At 73.4% G+C, this 23,682-nt stretch carries 25 protein-coding genes and 1 pseudogene; 13 read left to right on the top strand and 13 right to left on the bottom strand.

All coding sequences use genetic code 11. The features are described 5' to 3' along the window. The first annotated feature begins 30 nt into the window (after positions 1–30). Positions 31–2,838, top strand: coding sequence for a phosphoenolpyruvate carboxylase (ppc, locus tag ACI8AD_RS06020; RefSeq protein WP_456869616.1), 2,808 nt, complete (start codon positions 31–33; stop codon positions 2,836–2,838). A gap of 10 nt (positions 2,839–2,848) precedes the next feature. Here ppc and ACI8AD_RS06015 read toward each other — a convergent pair whose 3' ends face one another. Continuing rightward, the gene (locus ACI8AD_RS06015; RefSeq protein WP_456869615.1) at positions 2,849–3,769 is read right to left on the bottom strand and encodes a glycosyltransferase family 2 protein; all 921 of its coding nucleotides are present in this window, start codon (positions 3,767–3,769) and stop codon (positions 2,849–2,851) included. Positions 3,770–3,834: 65 nt separating this feature from the next. Between ACI8AD_RS06015 and ACI8AD_RS06010 the strand changes: the two genes are divergently transcribed. Next, positions 3,835–4,896 (top strand): inositol monophosphatase family protein, encoded by a 1,062-nt coding sequence (locus ACI8AD_RS06010; RefSeq protein ID WP_456869614.1) that lies wholly within the window; start codon positions 3,835–3,837, stop codon positions 4,894–4,896. Here the strand turns inward: ACI8AD_RS06010 and ACI8AD_RS06005 are convergent. Beyond that, complete coding sequence (locus ACI8AD_RS06005; protein ID WP_456869613.1) at positions 4,893–6,281, bottom strand: FAD-dependent oxidoreductase; 1,389 nt, start codon at positions 6,279–6,281, stop codon at positions 4,893–4,895. The genes ACI8AD_RS06010 and ACI8AD_RS06005 overlap by 4 nt on opposite strands. 83 nt (positions 6,282–6,364) lie before the next feature. Between ACI8AD_RS06005 and ACI8AD_RS06000 the strand changes: the two genes are divergently transcribed. Beyond that, a complete protein-coding gene (locus ACI8AD_RS06000) occupies positions 6,365–6,676 on the top strand; it encodes a putative quinol monooxygenase (protein WP_456869612.1) in 312 nt (103 codons plus the stop codon). 78 nt (positions 6,677–6,754) lie between these two features. Here ACI8AD_RS06000 and ACI8AD_RS05995 read toward each other — a convergent pair whose 3' ends face one another. The 5 genes from ACI8AD_RS05995 to ACI8AD_RS05975 all read right to left on the bottom strand — a co-directional run bounded on the left by ACI8AD_RS05995 (position 6,755) and on the right by ACI8AD_RS05975 (position 10,348). Further along, positions 6,755–7,537: an Fpg/Nei family DNA glycosylase gene (locus ACI8AD_RS05995; protein ID WP_456869611.1), complete on the bottom strand. Its 783-nt coding sequence runs from the start codon at positions 7,535–7,537 to the stop codon at positions 6,755–6,757. Positions 7,538–7,556: 19 nt separating this feature from the next. Continuing rightward, positions 7,557–8,930, bottom strand: a complete 1,374-nt coding sequence (locus tag ACI8AD_RS05990) for a cryptochrome/photolyase family protein (protein ID WP_456869610.1) — start codon at positions 8,928–8,930, stop codon at positions 7,557–7,559. A 48-nt stretch (positions 8,931–8,978) separates the two neighbouring features. Next, positions 8,979–9,299, bottom strand: coding sequence for a GNAT family N-acetyltransferase (locus tag ACI8AD_RS05985; protein WP_456869609.1), 321 nt, complete (start codon positions 9,297–9,299; stop codon positions 8,979–8,981). A gap of 112 nt (positions 9,300–9,411) precedes the next feature. After that, entirely contained in the window at positions 9,412–10,035 is a 624-nt protein-coding gene (locus ACI8AD_RS05980) for a hypothetical protein (RefSeq protein ID WP_456869608.1), read from the bottom strand. A 16-nt stretch (positions 10,036–10,051) separates the two neighbouring features. After that, positions 10,052–10,348, bottom strand: coding sequence for a hypothetical protein (locus tag ACI8AD_RS05975; RefSeq protein ID WP_456869607.1), 297 nt, complete (start codon positions 10,346–10,348; stop codon positions 10,052–10,054). 178 nt (positions 10,349–10,526) lie between these two features. On the opposite strand from ACI8AD_RS05975, the gene ACI8AD_RS05970 reads away from it, so the two are divergent. Then, the gene (locus ACI8AD_RS05970; RefSeq protein WP_456869606.1) at positions 10,527–11,153 is read left to right on the top strand and encodes a hypothetical protein; all 627 of its coding nucleotides are present in this window, start codon (positions 10,527–10,529) and stop codon (positions 11,151–11,153) included. A gap of 84 nt (positions 11,154–11,237) precedes the next feature. Here ACI8AD_RS05970 and ACI8AD_RS05965 read toward each other — a convergent pair whose 3' ends face one another. Then, a complete protein-coding gene (locus ACI8AD_RS05965; RefSeq protein ID WP_456869605.1) occupies positions 11,238–11,810 on the bottom strand; it encodes a hypothetical protein in 573 nt (190 codons plus the stop codon). A 154-nt stretch (positions 11,811–11,964) separates the two neighbouring features. Between ACI8AD_RS05965 and ACI8AD_RS05960 the strand changes: the two genes are divergently transcribed. From ACI8AD_RS05960 to ACI8AD_RS05950, 3 genes are read left to right on the top strand one after another with little or no spacing between them, the layout of a single operon-like run. Then, entirely contained in the window at positions 11,965–12,588 is a 624-nt protein-coding gene (locus tag ACI8AD_RS05960) for a dihydrofolate reductase family protein (RefSeq protein ID WP_456869604.1), read from the top strand. Beyond that, a complete protein-coding gene (locus ACI8AD_RS05955) occupies positions 12,585–12,713 on the top strand; it encodes a VOC family protein (protein WP_456869603.1) in 129 nt (42 codons plus the stop codon). Before ACI8AD_RS05960 ends, ACI8AD_RS05955 begins: the two co-directional genes overlap by 4 nt. 26 nt (positions 12,714–12,739) lie before the next feature. Beyond that, positions 12,740–12,919, top strand: a complete 180-nt coding sequence (locus tag ACI8AD_RS05950) for a VOC family protein (RefSeq protein ID WP_456869602.1) — start codon at positions 12,740–12,742, stop codon at positions 12,917–12,919. Between the two features lie 27 nt (positions 12,920–12,946). Here the strand turns inward: ACI8AD_RS05950 and ACI8AD_RS05945 are convergent, their stop codons facing one another. Genes ACI8AD_RS05945 through ACI8AD_RS05935 form a run of 3 tightly spaced genes read right to left on the bottom strand, consistent with a single transcriptional unit; the run spans position 12,947 to position 14,607 of the window. Then, on the bottom strand, positions 12,947–13,354 hold the full coding sequence (locus ACI8AD_RS05945; RefSeq protein WP_456869601.1) for an ester cyclase: 408 nt from the start codon (positions 13,352–13,354) through the stop codon (positions 12,947–12,949). A 36-nt stretch (positions 13,355–13,390) separates the two neighbouring features. After that, entirely contained in the window at positions 13,391–14,029 is a 639-nt protein-coding gene (locus ACI8AD_RS05940) for a Type 1 glutamine amidotransferase-like domain-containing protein (protein WP_456869600.1), read from the bottom strand. Further along, positions 14,026–14,607 carry a dihydrofolate reductase family protein gene (locus ACI8AD_RS05935; RefSeq protein ID WP_456869599.1) on the bottom strand — a complete coding sequence of 194 codons (582 nt, stop codon included), beginning with the start codon at positions 14,605–14,607 and terminating at the stop codon, positions 14,026–14,028. Before ACI8AD_RS05935 ends, ACI8AD_RS05940 begins: the two co-directional genes overlap by 4 nt. A gap of 238 nt (positions 14,608–14,845) precedes the next feature. Here ACI8AD_RS05935 and ACI8AD_RS05930 point away from each other — a divergent pair, with 238 nt between their 5' ends. From ACI8AD_RS05930 to ACI8AD_RS05920, 3 genes are all read left to right on the top strand, one after another. Beyond that, entirely contained in the window at positions 14,846–15,577 is a 732-nt protein-coding gene (locus ACI8AD_RS05930; protein ID WP_456869598.1) for a dienelactone hydrolase family protein, read from the top strand. A gap of 55 nt (positions 15,578–15,632) precedes the next feature. Next, positions 15,633–16,805: an aminotransferase class V-fold PLP-dependent enzyme gene (locus ACI8AD_RS05925; protein WP_456869597.1), complete on the top strand. Its 1,173-nt coding sequence runs from the start codon at positions 15,633–15,635 to the stop codon at positions 16,803–16,805. A gap of 640 nt (positions 16,806–17,445) precedes the next feature. Continuing rightward, positions 17,446–17,634, top strand: a complete 189-nt coding sequence (locus ACI8AD_RS05920) for a hypothetical protein (protein ID WP_456869596.1) — start codon at positions 17,446–17,448, stop codon at positions 17,632–17,634. Positions 17,635–17,729: 95 nt separating this feature from the next. Here ACI8AD_RS05920 and ACI8AD_RS05915 read toward each other — a convergent pair whose 3' ends face one another. Next, entirely contained in the window at positions 17,730–17,885 is a 156-nt protein-coding gene (locus ACI8AD_RS05915) for a hypothetical protein (protein WP_456869595.1), read from the bottom strand. 726 nt (positions 17,886–18,611) lie between these two features. Between ACI8AD_RS05915 and ACI8AD_RS05910 the strand changes: the two genes are divergently transcribed. From ACI8AD_RS05910 to ACI8AD_RS05900, 3 genes and pseudogenes are all read left to right on the top strand, one after another. Further along, positions 18,612–19,031, top strand: coding sequence for a hypothetical protein (locus ACI8AD_RS05910; protein ID WP_456869594.1), 420 nt, complete (start codon positions 18,612–18,614; stop codon positions 19,029–19,031). A gap of 722 nt (positions 19,032–19,753) precedes the next feature. Continuing rightward, positions 19,754–20,667, top strand: a pseudogene (locus ACI8AD_RS05905) (IS481 family transposase). 46 nt (positions 20,668–20,713) lie between these two features. Then, positions 20,714–21,599 (top strand): IS5 family transposase gene (locus tag ACI8AD_RS05900; RefSeq protein ID WP_456869593.1). Its coding sequence is split into 2 segments (ribosomal slippage): positions 20,714–21,091 and positions 21,093–21,599, totalling 885 coding nucleotides; the frame shifts between segments, so codons are not numbered across the junction. Between the two features lie 1,633 nt (positions 21,600–23,232). Here the strand turns inward: ACI8AD_RS05900 and ACI8AD_RS05895 are convergent. Then, positions 23,233–23,493 (bottom strand): hypothetical protein, encoded by a 261-nt coding sequence (locus tag ACI8AD_RS05895; protein WP_456869592.1) that lies wholly within the window; start codon positions 23,491–23,493, stop codon positions 23,233–23,235. Positions 23,494–23,682 lie beyond the last annotated feature (189 nt).

Below are 23,682 nucleotides of genomic sequence, written 5' to 3'. Positions count from 1 at the left end.
CCGTCACACGGGCGGTCGATACTGCGGGCCATGTCGGAAGCAACCGTCGACGTCGCCGACCTCCGCCTGCCCGGGCGCGACCCGGAGGGCGGCGGCCGGGCCGACGACGCCCCGCTGCGCGAGGACATCCGGTTGCTGGGCCGCGTCCTCGGCGAGGTCATCCGCGAGCAGTCCGGCGACGACGTGCTGGACCTGGTCGAGTCCACCCGCGTGCAGGCCTTCGCGGTGCGCCGCTCGGAGACCGACCGGGCCGACCTGGCGCACCGCCTGGGCGACCTCGACGTCCGCGCGGCCAACCACGTCATCCGCGCGTTCAGCCACTTCTCGCTGCTGGCCAACCTCGCCGAGGACCTGCACCACGAGCGCCGCCGTCGGCACCACCGCCGTGCCGGCTCCCCGCCGCAGCCGGGCAGCCTGGCGGCCACCTTCGCCCTCCTCGACCGCGCCGGCCTCGACCCCGACGCCGTCGCCCGCGAGCTGGCCGGCGCGCTGGTGGTCCCCGTGGTCACCGCCCACCCCACCGAGGTGCGCCGCACGACCATCTCCCAGGTGCAGCAGCAGGTCACCGAGCTGATCCGCCGGCGCGACCGGATGGCGCCCGGCGAGGTCGACGAGGCCGCCTGGTCGGCGGAGCTGGAGCGCGCGGTCCTCACGCTCTGGCAGACGGCGCTGCTGCGGCTGTCGCGGCTGCGGCTCACCGACGAGATCGACGAGGCGCTGCGCTACTACGACCTGTCGCTGTTCCGGGTGGTGCCCGAGATCAACGCCGACCTGCGCCGGGAGCTGGGCGCGCGCTGGCCCGGCAGCGGGCTGCCCACCCAGCCGGTGCTGCAGCCGGGCTCGTGGATCGGCGGTGACCGCGACGGCAACCCGTTCGTCACCGCCGAGGCGGTCCGGCGGGCCAGCACCCGGCACGCCGAGACGGCGCTGACCCACCACCTCGGCGAGCTGGTGGGGCTCTACCGCGAGCTGTCGATGTCCGATCGGCTGGTCACCCCGACGCCGGAGCTGTCCCACCTGGCCGAGGCCTCCCGCGACGACTCGCCGTTCCGCGCCGACGAGCCCTACCGCCGGGCGGTCAACGGCATCCACGCCCGGCTGGCCGCCACCGCGCGGCGGGTCCTCGGGCGGGTGCCGGGTGTCCCGCCGGTGGCCGACCTGGAGCCCTACGACGAGCCGGGCGAGCTGCTCGCCGACCTCGCCGTCGTCGACGCCTCGCTGCGCAGCCACGGCGCGGGGGCGCTGGCCGACGACCGGCTGGCCCGGCTGCGCGACGCCGTCGAGGTGTTCGGCTTCCACCTCGCCGGACTGGACATGCGGCAGAACTCCGCCGTCCACGAGGAGGTCGTCGGCGAGCTGCTGGCCTGGGCCGGGGTCTGCCCCGACTACGCCGCCCTCGACGAGGCCGCGCGGGTGGAGCTGCTGGCCGGCGAGCTGCGGATGCGCCGGCCGCTGGTGCGGCCCGACGCGCAGCTGTCCGAGCTGGCCCGCGGGGAACTCGACCTGCTGGTCGCCGCCGCCGAGCAGGTGGCGCTGCTGGGCCCCCGGGCCATCCCGAACTACGTGATCAGCATGTGCGAGTCGGTCAGCGACGTGCTCGAGGTCGCCGTCCTGCTCAAGGAGGTCGGGCTGCTCGACCCGGACGGGCCCGCGGGGCCCTCGTGCCCGGTGGGCATCTCACCGCTGTTCGAGACCATCGCCGACCTGCAGGCCGCCGGCGAGACCATGACCGCCGTCCTCGCCCAGCCGCTGTACCGGGCGCTGGTGCGCAGCCGCGGCGACGCGCAGGAGGTCATGCTCGGCTACTCCGACAGCAACAAGGACGGCGGCTACCTCGCCGCCAACTGGGCGCTGTACCGGGCGGAGCTCGCGCTGGTGGAGGTGGCGCGGCGGGAGGGCGTGCGGCTGCGGCTGTTCCACGGCCGCGGGGGCACGGTCGGCCGCGGCGGCGGGCCGAGCTACGAGGCGATCCGCGCCCAGCCGCCCGGTGCGGTGGCCGGCGCGCTGCGGATCACCGAGCAGGGCGAGGTGATCGCGGCCAAGTACGGCGAGCCCGACCTCGCCCGGCGCAACCTCGAGGCGCTGGTCGCGGCCACGCTGGAGGCCACCCTGCTCGACGTCGAGGGGCTCGGCGACGACGCCGAGGACGCCTACGCGCTGCTCGACGACCTCGCCGCCCGCGCGCAGGCCGCCTACCGGGCGCTGGTGCACGAGACCCCGGGCTTCGTGGAGTGGTTCCGCGCCGCGACGCCGATCCGGGAGCTCGCCGAGCTCAACATCGGCAGCCGCCCGCCCTCGCGCAAGGCCGGTGACCGCATCGCCGACCTGCGCGCCATCCCCTGGGTGTTCAGCTGGTCGCAGGCGCGGATCATGCTGCCGGGCTGGTACGGCACGGGGACGGCCCTGGAGTCGTGGATCGACGGCGACCCGGCGCGCCTGGCCCGGCTGCAGGAGCTGCACCGGCGCTGGCCGTTCCTGCGCACCGTGCTGTCGAACATGGGGATGGTGCTGGCCAAGACCGACCTCGACCTCGCCGCCCGCTACGCCGGGCTGGTGCCCGACGAGGAGCTGCGGGCGCGGGTGTTCGACCAGATCACCGCCGAGCACGAGCGCACCTGCCGGGTGCTGCTGGCCGTCACCGGCGACGACCACCTGCTCGCCGACAACCCGTCGCTGGTGCGCTCGATCCGCAACCGCTTCCCCTACCTGGAGCCGCTGCACCACCTGCAGGTGGAGATGCTGCGCCGCCGCCGCACCGGCGACGACGACGAGCTGGTGCGCCGCAACATCCAGCTGACCATCAACGGGATCGCCACGGCGCTGCGCAACTCCGGTTAGGCAACTCCGGTCAGGGGGCGGTCACCGGCAGCCGGTGCCGGTCGAGCCAGGCGGCCAGCCGGTCGCCGTCCCAGGGGCGGCGGCGCCGGGCGGCGGCCAGCGCCAGCGCGCGCGGCAGCTCCAGCAGGGCCAGCGCGATGCCGGCGGCGCCGGCCGGGTCGCCGTCGCGCAGGTGCCGGGCCACGGCCGGCGGCCGGCGGGCGAGGAAGGCCGCCGTCTCCCGCACCGGGCGGCGGGCGTGCTGCGGGACGAGCACCTGCGCCGTGCGGGCGTAGTGCCACTCGCGCAGCAGCCCGGCGCGGGGGCCGTCCTTGCCGTGCCGGAAGCGGGTGCCGGGGACGCGCAGCAGCAGGTGCCCGGCGGCGCGCAGCCGCAGGGAGGCGTCGCGGTCCTCGTTGTAGAAGAAGTAGAGCGGGTCGAAGCCGCCGGCGGCGAGGAAGTCCTCGCGGCGGAGGAGCAGCGCGGTGCCGGGCAGGTCGTCGGCGGCGAAGGGCGGGCCGGGCGGGTGGTCCTCCTCGCCGGGGCCCTCGACGGCCGGCGCCGCCCAGACCGCGGCCGGCTCGGCGTCGAGGACCTCGGCCAGCCGGTGCAGCATCCCCGGCTCGGGCTCGCCGTCGGAGTTGACCAGTGCCACGTAGCGGCCGCGGCAGGCGTCGACGGCGAGGTCCATGGCGCGGGCGAAGCCGAGGTTGCGCGGCGCGCGCAGCACCCGCCGGTCGGCGTCCGGGTAGCGCTCGCGCAGCAGGGCCCGCGCCGCGGCGGAGGTGCGCGGCGCGGGGTCGTTCTCCACCAGCAGCGCCCGGCCGCGCCAGCCCGGGCCGGTGGCCGCCGCGAGCGCCGCGTGGTGGCGGGCGAGCAGCTCGGGGGGCTCGCGGTGCACGAGGAGGACGACGTCGACGTCGTCGAGGCCGGTGCGCGCGGAGACGGTCACCGTGGCGCCCTACCCGCCCGGTCCCGGTGGCCTACCGTGCCGTCAGGGCGGACGGCGGGGGGACCGTGACGGAGACGATGTGGGTGGCGGCGTCGGGGGCGGACCTGCGCGCCGTGGCCCGGCTGCTGGGCGTCGGCCCGCCGGCGCTCGCCGCCGAGCTGCTCGACCCGGGCGCCCGGCTGCTCGTCGCCGACGACGCCGCGGCCCACCTGCGCCGCCGCTGGACCGACGAGGGCACCACCGAGGCCGTCGTCCTGCACCGCTCCACGCACGTCACCGGGCGCGCCGCGCTGCTCGCCGTCGCCTCCGCCTGGGGCTGCTCGAGCGTCCGCGACACCGGCACCGGCCGGGTGCTCGACGTCGAGCCGCCACCGGAGGACGCGCCGCTCACCGAGCGCTTCGCGCACCTGGCCGCGCTGGCCGCCACCCGGGTGGAGATGGCGGTCGCCCTCGCCCGCGACACCGGTCGGGACCACCGCAAGGACGACGGCAGCTGGTCGATCGCCGCCGACGAGGCGGCGCACGCCGCGGCGGTGGAGGTGCTGGCCCCGCTCGGGGTGCCGGTGCTCTCCGAGGAGCGGGCCGACCCGTCGGTGCCCGAGGACCGGCCGTGGGTGGTGCTCGACCCGCTCGACGGCACCGGCAACTTCCGCGCCGGGCTGCCGCCGTGGGCGTTCTCCGCCGCGCTGGTCGACCGCGGGCAGGCGGTGGCCGGGCTGGTGGTCGACCTGTCCTCGGGCCGGCGCTGGTCGGGGACGGCAGGGGTGGGCGCCTGGCGCGACGGGGTGCCGGCGCACGTGCGCGAGGGCAGCACCGTCGTCGCGCCGTCGGGGCGGGTGGTGCGGGTCCCGGCGACGGCGGCGCGGGTGCGGGTCACCGGCTGCACCGCCGTCGACCTGTGCCTGGTCGCCGACGGGTCGGCCGGCGCCTGGCACGACCTCGACCGCAGCGGGACGCACGTGCACGACGTCGCCGGGGGACTGGCGGTGCTGGCCGGGGCCGGCGGGGTGGCGCTGACCCCGGACGGCGCGCCGCTGCGGCTGCGGCCGGACACCGAGACGCTGATCCGCTTCGCCGCCGCGGCCACCGACCGGGCCGCGCGCGACCTGATCGCCGCGGTCGGTTAGCGGGCGGCGGCGCGCACGGCCGACAGCAGCGACTCCCGCTCGTGCAGGGTGGTGCGCGCCCGGCCGCGGGTGGCGCCGAGGGCGACCTCGGCGGCGTCGATGGCCCGCCAGTCCTCCAGCAGCACCGGCTCGGCGCCGCGGGCCCGCAGCGTGTGCACCAGGTCGTCGCGGTCGCCGTGCGGGCCGATCACCCCGGCCTCGGCGTCGGCCAGCAGCGACGCGACCGTCTCCCGGGCATCGTGCTTGTTGGTGCCGACGACGCCGGTGGGCCCGCGCTTGATCCAGCCCGCCACGTACTCCCCGGCCGACGGGGCGCCGTCGCGCAGCACCCGGCCGTCCTCGTTGGGCACGGTGCCGCTGCGCTGGTCGACCGGCAGCCCGGGCAGGCCCTGCCCGCGGTAGCCGACCGAGCGCACCACCAGGTCGGCGGGCAGCACCTCGTACTCGCCGGTGCCCACGGCGCGGCCCTCGTCGTCGACCGTGGTGCGCTCGACCTCCACGCCGGTGACCCGGTCGGCGCCGAGCAGCCGCACCGGCCGGCGGTGGAAACGCAGGTGCAGCCGCACCCGGCCGGGCTCGGGCCGGTGCCCGGCCCACTCCCGCAGCACGGCGAGGTTGCGGGTGGCGTTGCGGTCGCCGGCGATGCGCTCCTCGGCGGCTGGGCTCAGCTCCAGGTCGGCGGGGTCGACCAGCACGGTGGCCTGCTCGAGGCCGTCGAGCTCGCGCAGCTCCATCGTGGTGAAGGAGGCCTGCGCCGGGCCGCGGCGACCGAGCACGGTGACCTCCTCGACCGGCGCCGCGGCCAGCGCGTCGAGGACGTGCTGCGGCATGTCGGTGGGCTCGAGCTCCTGCGGCGCGCGGGACAGCACCCGGGCGACGTCGAGGGCGACGTTGCCGACGCCGACGACGACGGCGCGGCGCACCCCCGCCAGCGAGGCCTCCACCCGCGCCCGGTCGGCGTCGGGGTGGCCGCAGTACCAGGCGACGAGGTCGGTGGCGGCGAGGCTGCCGGGCAGGTCCTCGCCGTCGATGGACAGCGGGCGGTCCAGCGCCGCGCCGTAGGTGTAGACGACGGCGTCGACGTGCGCGCGCAGGTCCTCGAGGGTGATGTCGGTGCCCACCTCGACGTTGCCGACGAACCGCACGCCGGGGTCGTCGAGCGCCCGGTGCAGGGTGTCGCGGATCGCGCGCATCTTCGGGTGGTCGGGGGCGATGCCGTGCCGGACCAGGCCGAAGGGGGTCGGCAGCCGGTCGAGCAGGTCGACGGTCACCGGGACCGGCGCGCGGCGGGTGAGGGCCTCGGCGGTGTAGATGCCGGCCGGGCCGGCGCCGATGACGGCCACCCGCAGCGGCCGGCCGTCTCCCGGATCAGTCTCGTCCGACACGACTGGGATCCTGGCCCGCCCGGGTAGTGGTCCGCCAGATCACCGTCGCCGAACCCGATCCGCGAGAGCAGGGGGGACCGCCCGTGTCCGTCGTCGTCGTCGCCACCATCAGCCCGAAGGCCGAGCACGCGGAGGAGGTCCGCCAGGCGGTGCTCGAGACGGTGCCGAGGGTGCACGAGGAGCCCGGGTGCGAGCGCTACTCGCTGCACGAGGGCCGCGACGGTGCCCTGGTGATGGTGGAGAAGTGGGAGAGCCCGGAGGCGCTGGCCGCCCACGGCAAGGCCGGCCCGCTCAGCGAGCTGTCGGGGCGGCTGGAGGGCAAGCTGACCGCCCCGCCGTCGGTGACCGTGCTCGACGCGCTGCCGGCCGGCGACCCGGCCAAGGGCGCCCTCTGACGCCACCGCCCGACGAGATCGGCGCTCTCGTGGCCATCGACGCCTGATGGCCACGAGACCGCCGATCTCGCGCCGCGCTCAGGCCGCCTGGCAGACGGGGCACCAGTAGAGGTTGCGGCCGACCATCTCCTCGGTGCGCACCTCGGTGCCGCAGGTGCGGCAGGGCAGGCCGGTGCGCCGGTAGACGTAGTGCGCGTCCTCCCGGCGCACCGCCCCCGACCGGCGGGAGCGGTCGGCCGGGAGGGTGGTCACGATCCGGCCCATCCGGACGCCGGCGCGCATGAGCACCACCAGGTCGTCCCACAGCGCCTGCCACTCCGGCGCGCCGACGTCGCGGCCCGGGCGGAACGGCGAGATCCGGTGCCGGAAGAGGATCTCGGCGCGGTAGACGTTGCCGACGCCGGCCAGCACCGACTGGTCCATCAGCAGCGCGCCGACCGCCGTCCGGCTGCGCGCCACCTTCGCGTGGGACAGCGGCCCGCCGCGGCGGGTGCGCAGCGGGTCGGGGCCCAGCCGGTCGAGGATCGCGTCGACCTCGGGCTGGGTGAGGACGTCGCAGGCCGTCGCGCCGCGCAGGTCGGTCCACGCGCCCTCGCCCTTGGGCCCGTCGGCGGTCCACCGCATCCGCAGCGCGCCGCGCGGGGACGGCGGGTCGCCGAGGCCGGTGGTGTAGGTGCCGTAGAGGCCCAGGTGCACGTGCAGGACGGGGCCGCCGAAGTCGGCGAACAGGTGCTTGCCGTAGCTGGTGACCTCCTCCAGCACGCGGCCGTCGAGCAGCGCGGCACCGGCGGCGAAGCGGCCCTGCGGGCTGGTCACGTGCACCGGCCGGCCGGCGAACAGCTCCGACTGCTCCCTCGCCAACCGGAACAGGGTGTGGCCCTCAGGCATCCCGCACCGCCTGGTACCGGGCCAGCGCCACCTGGCGCTCCTCGGCGTGGTCGACGACGGGCGCGGGGTAGCCCTCCGGAGGACCGCCGGGCATCGCCCACGGCTCGTGCACGTACCGGTCGGGGACGTCGCGCAGCTCGGGCACCCAGCGCCGCACGTAGGTGCCGTCGGGGTCGAACTGCTGGCCCTGCCGGGTCGGGTTGAACACCCGGTGGTACGGCGAGGGGTCGGTGCCGGTGCCGGCCACCCACTGCCAGCCGTGCTGGTTGCTGGCCAGGTCGCCGTCGACCAGGTGGTCGAGGAAGTGGCGCGCCCCGCGCCGCCAGTCGATGTGCAGGTCCTTGCACAGGAACGAGGCGACGACCATCCGCACCCGGTTGTGCACGTAGGCCTCACCGTGCAGCTGCCGCATCCCGGCGTCGACGATCGGGTAGCCGGTGCGGCCCTCCGCCCAGGCGGCGAAGTGCTCGTCGGCGACCGGGCCGGTGTCGTACTGCATCCGCCGCATGGCGGGGGTGAACGGCTCGCGCGCGGTCTCCGGGCGGTGCCACAGGACGTCGGCGTAGAAGTCGCGCCAGATCAGCTCGCCGACGAACTTGTCCACCGCCTCGGCGGAGTCCCCGCCGAGGGCCCGCGCCTCGGCGAGCAGCGTCCGGGGGTGGACGGTGCCGTACTTCAGGTGCGCCGAGAGCCGGCTGGTGCCGTCGGCGCCCGGGGTGTTGCGGCCGGTGGCGTAGCCGAGGAGGCGCTGGTCGCGGAAGAGCGCCCACGCGTCGAGGCCGGCCCGCTCGCCGGCCGGGGGGAGCACCGTGCCGCCGAGGTCCTGGGCCGGCGGCAGGTCCTCGGTGGGGACGCCGTCGGCCCAGGCGACGGCGTCGGGGCGGGCGGCGGGGGAGTGCACGCCGCGGGCGCGCCAGGCGCGGGCGAAGGGCGAGTAGACCTTGAACGGCGTGCCGTCGTCCTTGGTGAGCCGCCCCGGGGTGACGCCGTAGGGCGACCCGGTGCGCACCAGCGGGACCTCGCCGAGTGCCTCCTCGACGGCGGCGTCGCGGGCCCGGCCGTAGACGCCCGCGTCGGCGGAGACGTGCACGCTCACCGCCCCGGTCTCGCGGACGAGGTCGGGGAGCACGCGCACCGGGTCGCCGGAGCGGACGACCAGCGCCCCGCCGGTCTGCTCGCGCAGGTCGGCCAGGCAGCCGCGCAGGAACTCCCGGCGCGGGCGCCCCGAGGGCTCCCACAGCCGCGGGTCGACGACGAAGACGGGCACCACCGTGCCGCCGGCGCCGGCGGCGTCGACCGCGGCCAGCAGTGCCGGGTGGTCGCTGAGCCGGAGGTCGCGGCGGAACCAGAGCAGGGCGGTCGGCACCCGCCCCAGAATAGGTGGCCCGGTGCGACGCCGCAGGTCAGCGGCCGGTCAGTGGTCGGCGGTGGCCAGCCCGAACCGGGGCTTGTCCTCGTCGGCGACCAGGTCCAGCGTCTCCGGGTGCTGCTGGATGTAGTGGCGGACGAAGGAGCAGTAGGGGAGGACGGTCAGCCCCCGCTCGCGGACGGCGTCGAGGACGCCGGCGACCAGGACGGTGCCGAGCCCGCGGCCACCCATGGACGGGTCCACCTCGGTGTGCGGCAGGGCCATCGTGCCGTTCTCGACGTGGTAGCTGGCCAGTCCGACGACGCGCTCGCCGACCCGCACCTCGAACCGTCCCCGTTCCGGGACGTCGACCACCGTGGTCTCCATCGTGCTGTGCCACCTCCGCATCGCCCCGGCGCCGTTGCCGGGGTTCCGTCGTGCATCTGGAACGGTAACGCCTCGGAGCCCCGGAGGTTTCCCTTCGACGGGTGCGCCGCGCTCATCCGGGTGTCCCGTCGGCCGAGGTCACGGCGCGGCGCAGCGCCCGGCCGCGGGCCAGCGCCCGGTCGACCTCGGCCACCACGATCTCCACGACCCACCGCACCGGCCCGGCCGCCGCCAGCAGCGCCTCCGTGGGCAGGGCGCGCTCGGTGGCGAGGATGCCGAGCGTGCTCGCCACCGCGGCGAGCGCGGCGTCGTCGGGGGGCCAGGCGTGGTCGGGGCCGGCGGTCATCGCGCGCTCGTCGTCGCGGGTGCGGGCCGCGCGGTGGTCGACGTACCGCCGCGGCCACCGCCCCCTGCGGGTCCAGCTGCCCCGGCGCAGGTGCTCGGCGGCCAGATCGCGCTGGTCGACGCGGCCGCGGCGCAGGAGGTCGGCCAGGGACCCGGGGGACCCGACCGCCCCGGTGAGCAACCGGTCGGCGGGCGGGAAGCCGGTCGGCCGGCCGTCGAGCGCCACGGCGTCCTCGGTCTCGGCGAGGCGGCCCCGGAGCGCCAGGTCGACCAGCAGCGTCCCGCGGACGGCGAGGGCGGTGACGAGGTCGTCGGTCAGCCGGCCGCGGTCGTCGAGGGCCAGGCAGGCCAGGCGCATCGACGTCGCCCCGTCCCAGTCCTCGTCCGCCACGTCGGGAGGATCCCGGTCAGGGGCGCGGGTCGGTGCGGGTCCAGCCGCGGTCGTCCCGGCGGGCGCCGAGCCCGGCGCGGCAGCGGCGGCAGACCGCCGCCACCTCCTCCGCGTGCCGGCCGGACTCGGGCTGGACGTCGGACCAGGCGACGTGCGGGAAGCGGGCGAGCCGCGACCGCGACAGCGACAGGCCGCAGACGGTCTCGTTGCGCCCCTGCTCCCAGGCGTGCACCTCGCCGGAGGGGTAGCGGACGCCGTCGTCGGGGTCGGTCCACCGGCCGGTGGCCGCGACCGCCGCGTTGCGCAGTGCCATACCGGGTCGGTACCCGCCGTAGGACCGCCGCCACGCGCTGTGGAGAAGCGCTCCGGAATGCACCGGGAAAATGACGTGCCGTCACGGAAATGGTCCTCGAACGGGGACCTTGGTCTCTGTTGACACGCGTGGGAGAAAAGCGGGGCCGGTGTCTTTCGAGAACGACGGGGAGAAGACGATGCGACGCACTTCCACGGTCGGTGTCCTGGCGGCTGTCGTCGTCGGACTCGGTGCCACTCCGGCACTGGCGGACGGTGGTCCCGACGGACACGAGGACGACGGGTTCGTCCCGGTCGAGGAGGTCATCCCGGACTACTACGCCCCCGTCTCGTTCCAGGCGTGCGACAGCACCGTCACGCTGGAGAGCGGGGACGTGCGGGAGGTCGAGGTGCGGGTGACCGAGAACCCGGACGGCACGACGAGGACGGAGTTCCGTGGCGCATGGACCGTCGACCTCACCCGCGCCGACGGTGCGGTGATCGACGAGCTGGACATCTCGGGGCCGGGTGTCGAGGTCTCCGGCCCGACCGGGGCGACGATCACCCTGGCCGGCCCGTCGGTGCTGTTCCCGATCGACGAGGTCCAGCAGGCCGCGTGGGACGCCGCGGGCCTGCCGGAGGGGGACCTCGCCTACTTCAAGAAGGGTGAGGCCGAGGTGCGGGTGACCGTGGACGCCGAGGGCGTGCCGGTGTCCGAGGAATGGGTCCGGCTGGACGCCCGGATCATCGACCTGTGCCGCTGGTTCGACCGGGGGAATGCGCGCGACCACGGTCGGGGTCCCGCGCACTCGGCGCGCGGGTGGTGATTCCCGCCCTTTCCTGACGGGCACTCCCGGCCCCGTTCCCGGGGCCGGGAGTGCCCCTTTCCCACGCCATTCGCGGCCGCGTCGTCAGGAGGACGGCGCCCGGCCGAGCCGCAGGAACCACACCGGTACGGCGAGCGCACCCAGGGCGGCCGGTGTCGCGCCGACCGCCACGACGGCCCGCCGCAGGAGGGACCCCCGCGGCAGCAGCAGGCCGGCGCCGGCCACGGCCCCGCCGGCGAGCACCGCGCCACCGCACACCTCGCCGAGCCGGGTGACCTCGTCCGGCAGCTCCCCGCGCCGGCCCCGGCTGCTCAGCAGGAGCCAGCCGGCCAGGCCCCCGAACGCGCCGAGCGCGACCGGCGCCTGCACGCGGAACGGCACGAGCCCGAGCACCAGCGCCGGTCCGGCGAGGGTGAGCACCCCGGTCGAGGTCAGCCCCAGCCGGCGGGTCCACCGGCCCGGGCTGACCGCCAGCACCGCCGGCACCATCAGCGCCGTGCCGACCGACCCGACGACGTCGTTGGCCGACCCGAGCGACACGGGCAGGACCCGGCGGCGTCCCGCCTCGACGGCGTAGAAGGCGACCAGGAGGACGTTCGCGGCCGTGCCGGTGAGCCCGGCCGCGCGTGCCCACGGACGCGCGCGGCTGAGGTCCACCGGCCGACGGTGGCAGCGGGCGTCGTCGCCCGTCCAGGCACGGAGGTCCCCGTGGTGGCGCCCGCGGGCCGGTCTCCGGTTGACCCGGGGTCGGGCCGGTGCTCGGCTCGCGGCAGCACCGCGACGGGGGACTCCGGGACGGGAGGTCCGACCCATGACGACACCCACGACGCCACCGAGGACGCAGGCGATCCGGCTCGACATGACCGTGTCCCTCGACGGTCTCGTCGTCGGGCCGCAGGACGGTCCGCAGGAGCCGATGGGCGTCGGCGGGTTCCGGCTGTTCAACTGGCTCGACCACCGCCTCGACCCGGGGCCGGACGGTCAGGTGTTCACCGAGGCGAACGCGACCCGCGCGGTGATCGCGGGCCGGCGCACCTACGAGCACGCCGGCCGGTGGGGCGGCGACCACCACGACGGCGTCCCGGTCCTCGTGCTCACCCACCACGTGCCGGAGGAGCCCCCGCCGGGCAGCGTGCGCTACGTCAGCGACGTCGCCACCTGTGCCGCGCAGGCCCGCGTCGCCGCCGGTGACGCCGACGTGCTGGTCCTGGGCACCGGGGCCGGGCGAGCGCTGCTGCTGGCCGGTGAGCTCGACGAGATGGAGCTGCACGTCGTCCCCGTCCTCCTCGGCCAGGGACGGCGGCTGTTCGACCAGCTCCCCGCCGAGCGGACCGAGCTCGAGCTGACCCGGGTGCTGGACGCGTCGGACACCGACCCCGAGCACCGGGTCCTGCACCTGCGCTACCAGGTCCGGCGGCCGGGAGCGGACCCGTGAGGACGTTGCACGTCGGGCTCCGGGTGGCCGATCCCGACCGGGCGGTCGCGTTCCACACCGCCGTCGGCTACGAGGTGGTCGGCCGGGTGCCGGACAGCCCGGCCGGGAGCGGGGCAGCGGCCTGAGCCACCTGGTCGTGCAGGTGGAGTCGATGGCCGGCACGGTCGCCGCGCTCCGGGCGAGGGGCATCGAGGTCGCCGAACCCCGGTCACCCGACGGGTCGGCGGACTTCCTCACCAGCTGGGTCACCGACCCCGACGGCAACCGGATCGAGCTGGTCCAGTGGCCCCCCGGTCACGCGGTCGGTCTCACCGCGGCCGACTGGGCCTGACGGCGGTCCCGGCCCGGACCGGCGCGATCAGCCGCGCACCTGCTCGAGCAGGCCCATGTCGTCGCGGCACGCCCAGTGCTCGACGACCACCCCGCCCGCGACGCGCCAGAGGTGGATGAAGCGCCACGCCACGCGACGACCCGACGGGGGCACGCCCGCGAGCAGCGGCATCGTCGAGGCCCGGTGGGTTCCGCGCAGGGTCAGGTGCTGCGCCACGACGTCGCCGTCGCCGACGAGGTGGTGCTGCTCGAGGGTGACCGGCCCGAGGTCGTGGTCGATGGTGCGCAGGATCTCGGTCAGCCCCTCGCGGCCCTGGGGACCGGCCGCGTGGTTGACCATGTCGACGGCGACGAGTTCGTCGAGCCAGCCGTCGTCCCCCGCCTGCTGGCGCCGCAGCATCTCCTCGACGACCGCCCGCGCGCCTCGTCCGTCCATGCCCGCGAGCGTGGCACCGCGGCCGCCGCTCCGGGCTCACACGAGGCGCCGCTCGTCCCCGTCGATCACGAGCGCCTGGGTGTTGGTCAGGCGCACGACGGTGTGCCCCTCGGCCGCGCACAGGTCCCCGGCCCGGCGGCAGCCGGCGCCGAACTCGGGGTCGTCGACGTGCGGTGCCACGACGACCGACGTCAGCCCCAGGCCGTCCCAGATCAGCTCCTCCGCCTCAGCGGGGTCGTCGAGCTCGTCGAAGTGCCGCAGGGTCGGGCCGGCGACCACGGCGGCGGCGCTGGCGCCCGCGTAGACCATGCCGTCCCGGACGCGCTCGGTGATCAGCGCGTCGGCGCCGGTGAGCCGCATCAGCGACCGGAGGTGGAACGGGTTGCCGCCGGTGAGCAGGAGGGCGTCGAACTGGCCGAGCAGCTCCCGCAGCCCCTGGTGGTCGTCCCGCCACCCGCGCAGGTCGACCAGGTCGAAGACGTACCCGTCGCGGCGCAGGCTCTCCCGCCCCTCCTCCAGCGTCTCCCGGTCGTCGTAGACGTCGTAGGCGTTCTCGACGTACCCGACCCGGATCTCCCCCAGGGGCTTGCCGACCAGGCCGGCGAGCGCCTGGTCGTGCGAGGGCGAGGGGCCCATCGACGACAGGAGGAGCTTCCCCCGCGCGACGGCGGTCACGACCGGAGGTCCTGCGGCCGCTGGACGGCGTGGCGCAGCAGGACGACGCCGTTGCCGAACCTCCGGGTCTCCACCAGCTCCAGGTCGGTCGGGGAGCCGGCCGTCCCGAACAGCCGCCGTCCGCGGCCGACGACGACCGGGGCGACGTAGAGCCGGTACTCGTCGACCAGGTCCAGCCGGCGGAAGGTCTCCACCAGGTCGGCCCCGCCCAGCGTCATGTCCCCTCCGGGCTGCTGCTTCAGTGCGCGGATCTCGTCGGGGTCGACCTCCGCCCGCAGCGAGGCGTTGGGGCCGACCTCCTGCAGCGTGCGGGAGAACACGATCTTCGGCACCGCCCGCCAGGTGCCGGCGAACTCGTGCATGACCGGCGGGAGGTCCGGGTCCTGGTCGGCGGTCGGCCAGACCGCCTCCATCAGCTCGTAGGTGACCCGGCCCTCGATGAAGGCGCTCATGGTCGCGAGGTGCTCGTTGAAGTGCCGGTGCAGTTCCTCGTCGACGCGGTGCCAGCCCAGGTCGTGGTCGGGCCCCTCGAAGTACCCGTCCAGCGACAGCATCAGCTGCACGACGATCTTCCGCATGTGTCCTCCTGCTGCACGGCCCGCCCTGCGAGCTCGGACCGGCGGAGACGCGCGAACTCATCGGTCCCGCCGGACCTGCCGGCGGACCACGGCCACTGCTACCTTCCGGACGGCCGTGCGAGAGGCCGAGGAGGTGGTACCCGTGGACGCATCGACGTGGGTGCTCCCCTCCGGGGTCACGGTCGGGCGGTAGGTCGCCCGGGAGCGCCGTCCAGGAGCTCTCCCGAGAGGCACGACCGTGCACGTCACCGCAGAACGACACCTCGACGACGGTGTCCTCGAGCGCGACCTCACCCTCGGCGACGTCCCCGGCGTCCTGTGGACGCCCGGGTCCCCGACCGAGCCCGTCCCGCTGGTCCTGCTCGGCCACCCCGGCGGACTGCGGGCGGGGTACCCACGGCTGGTGGCCCGGGCCCGGCACTGCGTGGCCGCGGGCTTCGCCGCGGCCACCCTCGAGCTCCCCGGCTGCGGCGACCGGCCGCGCCTGGCCGACGCCGAGGAGGCCCGGGCCGACCTGCGGCGGGCACTGGCGGCCGGCGGGCCGGTCGACGACGGGATCGTCGACCGGCTCGTCCTGCCGCTGGTCGAGCAGGCGGTGCCGGAGTGGCGGGCGGCCCTCGACGCCCTCCTCCCGCTGCCCGGGATCGGCGGCCCGGTCGGGTACGCGGGAGGGGTGGTCGCCATCGGCGTCCGGCTGGCTGTGGTCGAGCCGCGCCTCGCGGCCGCGCTGCTGTTCGCCGGGAGCCGCGTGCCCCGCACCGTGTTCGAGGAGGCCCGGCACGTCACCGTCCCGGTGCTGGTCCTGCTGCAGTGGGACGACAAGGGCAACGACCGGCAGGAGGCGCTGGACCTGTTCGACGCCCTCGGCTCCGCGGAGAAGACGCTGCACGCCAACACCGGCGGGCACACCGGCGTCCCGCCGTTCGAGGGGGACGACGCGAACCGGTTCCTCGCCCGGCACCTGACCTGAGGTCGGCACGGTCCTCGCCGGGCGCGGTCCGCCGTCCCCCGTAGCTTCTCCGGGCATGACCACTCCCGGCGGTGAGCTGGCGTCCCTCACGTGGGAGGAGGTCAGGGAGCTCTTCCCCGGCACGGCGGACGTCGCCTACCTGGACTCGGCGGCCGTCGGCCTCGTCTCCTGCCGCGTGCGGGAGGCCATGACCGAGGTGCTGACGGCGCACGAGCGGTCCGGCATCGCGGCGGCGCCGGCCTGGCGCGAGCACGCCCGTGCCGTGCGCGCGTCCGTCGCGCGCCTCGTCGGTGGCAGGGCCGAGCAGGTGGCGTTCACCCAGAACACCAGCACGGGGCTCGCGACGGTCACCAACGGGATCGACTGGCGCGGCGGTGACAACGTCGTCCTCCCCGCCGGGGAGTTCCCCAGCAACTCCTACCCGTGGCGGCAGCTGCGGCGCCACGGGGTCGAGGTCCGGCAGGTGGCCACGGCCGACGGCCACGCCCGGGTGGAGGACCTGCTGGGCGCCGTCGACGGGCGGACCCGGGTGCTGGCCGTCAGCGCGGTGCAGTACTCCTCCGGTCACCGCTACGACCTCGGCCGCCTCGGGGCTGCCTTCCGGAGCGGCGACGCCCTGCTCGTGGTCGACGGCACGCAGGCCGTCGGGGCGCTCGCCGTCGACACCGCGGCCCTCGGGGTCGACGTGCTCGCCGTCAGCGCGCACAAGTGGCTGCTCGGGCCCTTCGGCATCGGCTTCGTGCACCTGTCCGGGCGGGCCGCGGACCGGCTGAGCCCCTCGACCGTCGGGTGGCTCAGCGTCGAGGACCCGTTCGCCTTCGACGCCGAGCCGCAGCTGGCCGCGGACGCCCGGCGCTTCGAGTCCGGCACCGAGAACAGCGCCGGCATCGCCGGCCTCGGCGCCACCGTCGACCTCCTGCACCGACTCGGCCGGCAGCGCGTCGAGGACCGCGTCCTCGACCGGGCCGAGCAGCTCGGGACCCTCCTCGAGGAGGCCGGGATGCGCGTGCACGTCGCCGCCGACCGGGAGCGGCGCTCGGGCATCGTCGTCGCGAGCAGCCCCGGCGGCGCGCACCCGGAGCTGCACGAGCGGCTGCTGGCCGACGGCGTGCGCTGCTCGCTGCGTGGCGACGGCCTGCGCTTCGCACCCCACGTCTTCACCAGCGACGCCGACCTGCACCGCGCCGCCGACACCCTCCGACGCCACCGGCGGTCCCCGGTCCGATGAGGGGCTCTCGCTGGTGCCCCCGGCAGGATTCGAACCTGCGACACACGGTTTAGGAAAGTGATCTTGGGGGTGTTGGTCGTCATCGTCTGACGTCGAATCTGGGGTCTGACCAGTGCTTTCACCGTTGGCCTTCTTCGGCCGGTTGGTGCTGTTGCTGGACCTCGTGCGGACTGGATGCGGACTGAGCCGTCGTCCCGATGTCCTGGGTACTCAACATCTGGCTGGGGCGCACGTCGCCAATGGGGCACTCCAACAGGCGTTCCGCGAGACTGGAGGTGTGATGTCGCGGGGCGTGGTACGGGAGTGGCATGCCGACGAGGGCTGCGGCGTCCTGGACTCCCCAGCCACTCCGTGTGGCTGCTGGGCGCACTTCTCGACCGTCCCCGCGCCCGGGTACCGGGCTCTCAGCACTACAGGCGCCGTGGACTTCACCTTCGAGGTCGCCGAACAGGACGGATACGCCTTTCGGGCCGTCGAGGTGTGGCCTGCCACCCAAGCGCCAGCCCGCAGGGACGACAGGACGTCCAGACCCTCACCGGCCTACCGCTCCACGCTGCATCTCACCTTCGACAGCGACGATCGCACTGGCGGATCTTGAGCCGGTGTGGACCCAGGGGCAGTGGGTGTGGGGAGGTCAGCTGTGACGATCCGCTGGTTCACCGACGGGGACCGTGAGGCCATGCGTGAGGCCGACCAGGAGGCGGAGCGTGAACGACGTCGTGCCTGGGAGTACGACCGCACGATCTACGCGTGGGCGACTCACCGCGGTATCGCGTTGACGCCCGAGCTCGAGCGAAGACTGCGCCAGGTGCTCGACGCGCAGCAGTAGGCGGCGGCCGCAGGAATCGGTCCGAGGCACCCGATTCTTGAGCGAGAGCCGAGGGACTGAGTCGCTTTTCGACGCCGCCAGGTCGAGGCTGCGCGTCAGGGCAGCAAGCGAGCCCGGAGCCCGATCGCCTCGAGCGCCGTCTTGAGACCGCCCGCCAACGGTCCGAGATCGCGGTCGTAGATGCGTCCGTCGCCAATCTGTGCGGCCAGTTCCTCGAGCAGACGGGGCCAGTCCCGCCGCGTGGGGGTCACGGGCACTCGCACCTCGACGCGGCGCTCGACCACCTCGACCGCTGAACGACCCGAGGCGGCCGCACGGTTCTGCTCCCACGCACGGCGCCGGCAACCCGCCGAGCACCACTTGGGGACGGGCCCGCGCGACCGTGGCGTGATGGCGCCACCGCACCAGGCGCAGCACACAGCGGCGCCGCGCCGGGCGGTCCCATCGATCGAGTCACCGGCAGGAGCACCGGCTCTGGCGCTCGGCTTGGGCACCTGCGACCCGGGGTGGTTGTCGCTCGCACGCCCTGTTTCCCACCAGCGGCCGCTACGTCTCACTCGTCCTCGCGCTGCCATCCGCCGAGCCTCCGCATGGGTCTCCGGTAACCCGTCCGACGAGTGCCCGGACGCCGAATGCATGAGGTGTGTCCCTCTTGATCTTGCGTGTCTCCAGTGCTGCCAGCGGGGCCCGGACGGGTCCGCTGCCGTCGGGCGCACGGAGCTCGAGCCGGTCAGTGAGCCGTCGGTTCGGCGAACTGTGGTGTCCCTGGAGGCGGCCTCAGAGACACCTCCGCACGACCCGCGGGAGGCGCCCTTGGTCGTCGCAACAGCACTTGGTGACTCAGCCGTGACGTCGTGGTGACGCCCGTCCGACCAGCATGTCTTTGGAAGGATTGGAGCGAGATCGGCTCGGCGTCCGACGAGTCCACACCGACCGGAGACGGCCCGGGTCAATGCTCGGCCGCGGAGGAGGTTGAGATGCAGAGGACTGTGGAGGCGCTACTCAAGAAGCTTGACGGCACCCCGATTCGAAAGCAGACCCAAGCGTGGCAAGGCTTCTTTCAAGGGTCGATCTCTGTGTCAATCCTGAACGAGGGTGATACCAGCGGGGCGATCCGGGCATGCTTGGCGTTCGACACGTCCCCCGGGGACATCAATGATTACATCCATAAAAGCGATATCGACAGCGGCTCTACTTCGAGGGTGCAACTGGTTGACGAGGATGGTGACTCAATTCCACACAAGGTGCTCGCGGTTCGCCGCATAGGCCTCCATGAGGAATCAATCCGTGACCGGTATGAGGTCGAAATCGAGGTCCCTCGAAGCCTGCAACTCAGTAAGCTGCAGATCCTATTCACGTTCGGGAACGACGTACTCGCCAAGGTCCAAGTTGAATAGAAGCAAGGTGTCACGAGCGTAAGTGAAACGTCAGCAATCCCCGGGCGGAGGCGGCGGCTACGGGTGGTCAGCGACTCAACGGCCCGACCCGCATGTTGCCGCCTGACAGGTCACCACTCTCGATTACAGCCCATGCGCTCTCCTCGCCGCGCCTGAGATCCTCTCTGCACCTCAAGTCTGGACAGCAGCAGAGTCAAACATGACGATCATCAGTCATGGTGCACGGCCCCGAACCGCTAGCAGCCCACACTACGGGCCCCTCAGTCGGGCGATGTTGATGGCGGGGCAGACGGACTGCTCACTGCGTCCCATGAAGATCCATCAGAACTAGGCAGGCCTTCGCCGTCGCCCCGCCTCATTCGGCTCCCAGCGGTACATGCGATTCTACAAGGTCCTGAGCTTGGCCTTCTCGATGGCGTTGCTTAAGGCAATGAGCATTCACCAACCCTGGCGGAGTTGTAGGTTCTCAAGTTTCTTCCTGACTATGGACCGGTTGGCCCAAATATTCTCCAATTGATACCCATACAGATGATCGAAAGTCCCGATGTCCACTTGCCCTAGCCGTAATGCCCACGGACCTTGTTGACGGCGTGGCTGGTTGATCAAGCAAGAGGCCTCCGGACGTAGTAGGTGTGTCTAGGACTCACCACGCCGGAGGTCTCGTATTGGAGGTTAGGCCGCAGCTGTCTGTCTACGGGCGCTGGCTGCTGGTGCAGCGGGTCATGTCGGGCCGGCCGGTGGCGCACATCGCCGCCGAGCTCGGGGTCAGCCGGGCTACCGGCTACAAGTGGTGGCGCCGCTGGCGCGAGGAGGGCGCCGCGGGGCTGTAGAACCGCTCGAGTCGACCACACACCAGCCCGACCAGAATCGGTCAGGAGGTCGAGCAGCGTGTGCTGGCGCTGCGCCGGACCCGGCGGCTGGGACCGGCCCGGATCGCCGGCATCCTCGAACTGCCCTCCTCGACGGTGCATCGGATCCTGACCCGCCATGCGATGCCGCGGTTGGCCTGGCTGGAGCGGCCGACCGGCATCCCGGTGCGCTACGAGCGCCCGACCCGGCGAGCTGGTGCACGTCGACATCAAGAAGCTCGGCCGGCTGCGCGAGGGCGGCGGCTGGCGGGTGCACGGCCGCGACAGTGCAACCGGGCGCAGTAACCACGCGGCGCGCTCCCGCGGCGAGGTGGTCGGCCACGAGTTCGTGCACGCCGCCGTCGATGACCACTCGCGGCTGGCCTATGCCGAGGTGTTGCCCGACGAGCAGGCCGCCACCGCGGCTGGGTTCTGGACCCGGGGCACGCGTTCTTCGCCGGCCACGGCATCCCCGTGCAGCGGGTGCTGACCGACGACGGCGCCTGCTATCGCTCCCGGCAGTGGCACGAGCACCTGGCCGCCGCCGGCATCAGCCACCGGCGCACCCGGCCCTACTGGCCGCAGACCAACGGCAAGGTCGAGCGGCTCAATCGCACGCTGCTCACCGAGTGGGCCTATGCCCGGCCCTACGACTCAGGCCAGCAACGGGCCGAGGCCTTGCCGATCTGGCTGCACGCCTACAACCATCACCGCGCCACACCTCGCTCGGCGGACATCCCCCGATCAGCCGCATCCCCATCAACAACCTCACGGAGCACTACACCTAGGGCGTGTCTCCCAATCGGTCGCCTGGTGAGGGTCGATCGTTCCTGGATGGCACGGTTCGAGGTGCTGTCTGACGCGGTCTGGGACCGGTTGGAGCCGCTGCTGCCCAGTTCGGACGGAGTGCGCGGCCGTCCGTTTCGAGATCACCGGCAGGTGCTCGAGGGCATCGTGTTCCGCTATCGGACCGGCTGTGCGTGGCGGGACCTGCCGGCGGAGTTCGGCCCGTGGAAGACGGTGTGGAAGCGGCATCACCGGTTCAGCCTCGATGGCACCTGGGACCGGATCCTCACCGCGCTGCAGGCTCAAGCCGACGCCGCCGGCGAGCTGGACTGGACGGTGAGCGTGGACTCCTCGATCTCCCGGGTCCACCAGCACGGCGCCACCGCCGCCCGGTCGGGCGGCCGTGTGGGGGATGGCGCCGCCCGGCGGCCAGGCCGAGCCGGCTGACCACGGGCTGGGCCGCTCCCGCGGCGGGCTGTCGACCAAGACGCATCTGGCCGTCGACGGTCGCGGCCGCCCCCTGGCGGTGCTGATCGGACCCGGTCAGGGCGGGGACTCACCGATGTTCGGCCCGCTGCTGGCCGCCATCTGGGTGCCACGGCTGGGACCGGGCCGGCCGCGCACCCGCCCGGCGGCGGTGCTCGCTGACAGGGCGTACTCCGCTCGCGGTCACCGTGCCGACCTGCGTCGTCGGGGCATCACTGCGGTGATCCCCGAACCGGCCGACCAAGCCGGTGATCGACGACGCCGCGGCTCGGCCGGGGGCCGACCGGTCAACTACGACCGCACCGCCTACCGCCGTCGCAACGTCATTGAACGGGCCTTCAACCAGCTCAAGGCCTGGCGCGGCATCGCCACCCGATACGACAAGTACGCCACCGTCTTCCGCGGCGCGGTCGTCTTCGCCTCGATCCTGATCTGGCTACGCCATTAGGAGACGCGCCCTAGCGGGCGCCTTTGAAATTGTTACGGAAGTGCGCCAGTGTGGTCGGCGCGCGGCGCCACGGGCGGCCGATCTGCGTGGTCTATCGACGGGCTCGTCCGGCATGGACTTCCGCAACGTCCTCTTACACACGCGGGGCCTAACCCACAGGGCTGGGGACCCCTGTGGAAAGAAGCCCGGAGGAGAATGACACCTATCCGGCCTGCTGGCCATCTGGATGACGCGCTCGATTTCCTTCGAGTTCGTGTAGACGCCCGCACAGGCCCTGCGCTTGGTGCGACCCCAGTGGCGGCGGCGGGTGGCTACGAGAGCTTAACCAATGTGCCGCTAAACTTGCCCTTGTCCTACTCGCTGGGCGTGTCGCAAGTCGGCGTTTCTTCAACCTGAACCGCATTCGACAGGCCGATTAGTCCGGGCAGCGACCTGTCGTTTACGAGGAAATATATGGGCGCAGAAGACTCCTGGCCGGATGGCTGGAATTCAACTTGGTCTATCAGGCCCCTAGCGGATCTCCTCCACGTTTGGTGATAAGGGTCGACGAAGATTAGACTTCCGGATAGGTAGTACGGAAACCCTTCGTCCGATCGGGAGGGTGCCTCCCTATTGATCAGTTCCTCTAGACTGGCTACAGTCTGCAGTTTCGTGCACGGGGGGATCGTCCCCAGGTAGACAGCCTCTAAGGCTTCTATCTCTCCGGACTCGTAGTGCATCTCTGGACCTGCGGCCAGGATGTCGCCTCCTGGCTGCGAACTCGCGTTGCCCGGAACCGGAATCTCCTCGTCGTCAGGAAAGCGAGCGATCCATGCTTGCATGGGCGCCTGGCTCGTATTCGAAACGAACAGGGCAGGCGGTCCGTCGACGCGCGCCTCCCACCAGTATGTCATTCTGGTGGCGTAAGCCGCCTGCCGCCGTTCGTGCTGACTAGCGTCCTGTGCTAGCTGTAATCTAAGGGTTACTCCAGCGAACACGAGCGCTACCACAGCCGCAATGCCGGTAAGAATCGTTGCAACTCTCTCAACCTGTTCGAACCAACCTACGGTTGAGGGGCTCCCTCCGCGGCCACCTGTCGGGGTATCCCGCTCTGAGTTCGGGCGACCTTGACCGGTGTCGGATCCCAGCCCTCGACGGGCGCGCCGCCCACGCCGGGAGCCAACCGCAGTGCCGAGGAGTACAAGGGCGAGAGCCTTCAAGAGGCTGGCAGGCCGCACCTGGTTAAGCGTACGGAAGCTGTCCTCGTAATCACACATCCCGGCTTGGCGATCCGACCGTGGGCAGTCACCCAGGGAGAAGGGTCCGAACCGGCCCGGGACGGCCCCGACTTCAGTTGACTCGGTTCTGCACGGGTGATGGGGCGGCCTGGGTCGGTGTCTCGAGCTGGATGGGCGTAAGTGAAGTGACCCCCGGTGGCGCGGCCGTCGATGGCGGCCTGCATGGCGCCGAGGGCGAGGATGCGCCCTGGCACCCGGGCGGGCTCGCGACCCTTACCCACGACCTTGAGAGTGGCGTAGCGCGCACCGTGCCGAAGGACTTCATGGTCAGGGTGACCATCTCGGTGGTACGAAGGCCCCTCATCCCGCCGGCACGGCGATGGCGTGATGGCTCGGTCCCAGGACGCGTGCGGTGGTCAGGAACGCGGCGCACTCGAGCACGGGAGTACCTCGCGGCGCTGCCACACGCGCTGAATCTTCGGGCGGGTGACCCGAGCGCAGGGATGGGCCGCGACCAACTCTTCCTCATAGGCCAGGCGGAAGGGGCCGGCCACCGCGTCGTAGTGCGCGGCGACCGAGGCGCAGGACAACCCCAAGTCGACGACAGTGCGCAGCCACAGCTCTACGTCGGCGCGGCGGACGGATTGATCCGGCGGCGGCCGCATCACCTGTTCCATCGAGGCAGGTGGGTGCGCTGGGTGGAGGTCTTGTAGCGGGACAACACCAGGCTGCGAGCCCATCCCAGGTCGCATGGCCGGAGGGCGGCAGAGTCACAGACGTCGTGCACGAAGGACGCGCGACAGTGACAGGCTGCCCCCGAATGCGTCGCGGTCGTGTCGAGCAGCCGCCGAAGAGGGATCAGCTGT

The organism is Geodermatophilus sp. SYSU D00766, assembly GCF_054049915.1.
The sequence above is the reverse complement of the archived record's forward strand: the minus strand, read 5'-3'. Positions and strand labels throughout refer to the sequence as shown.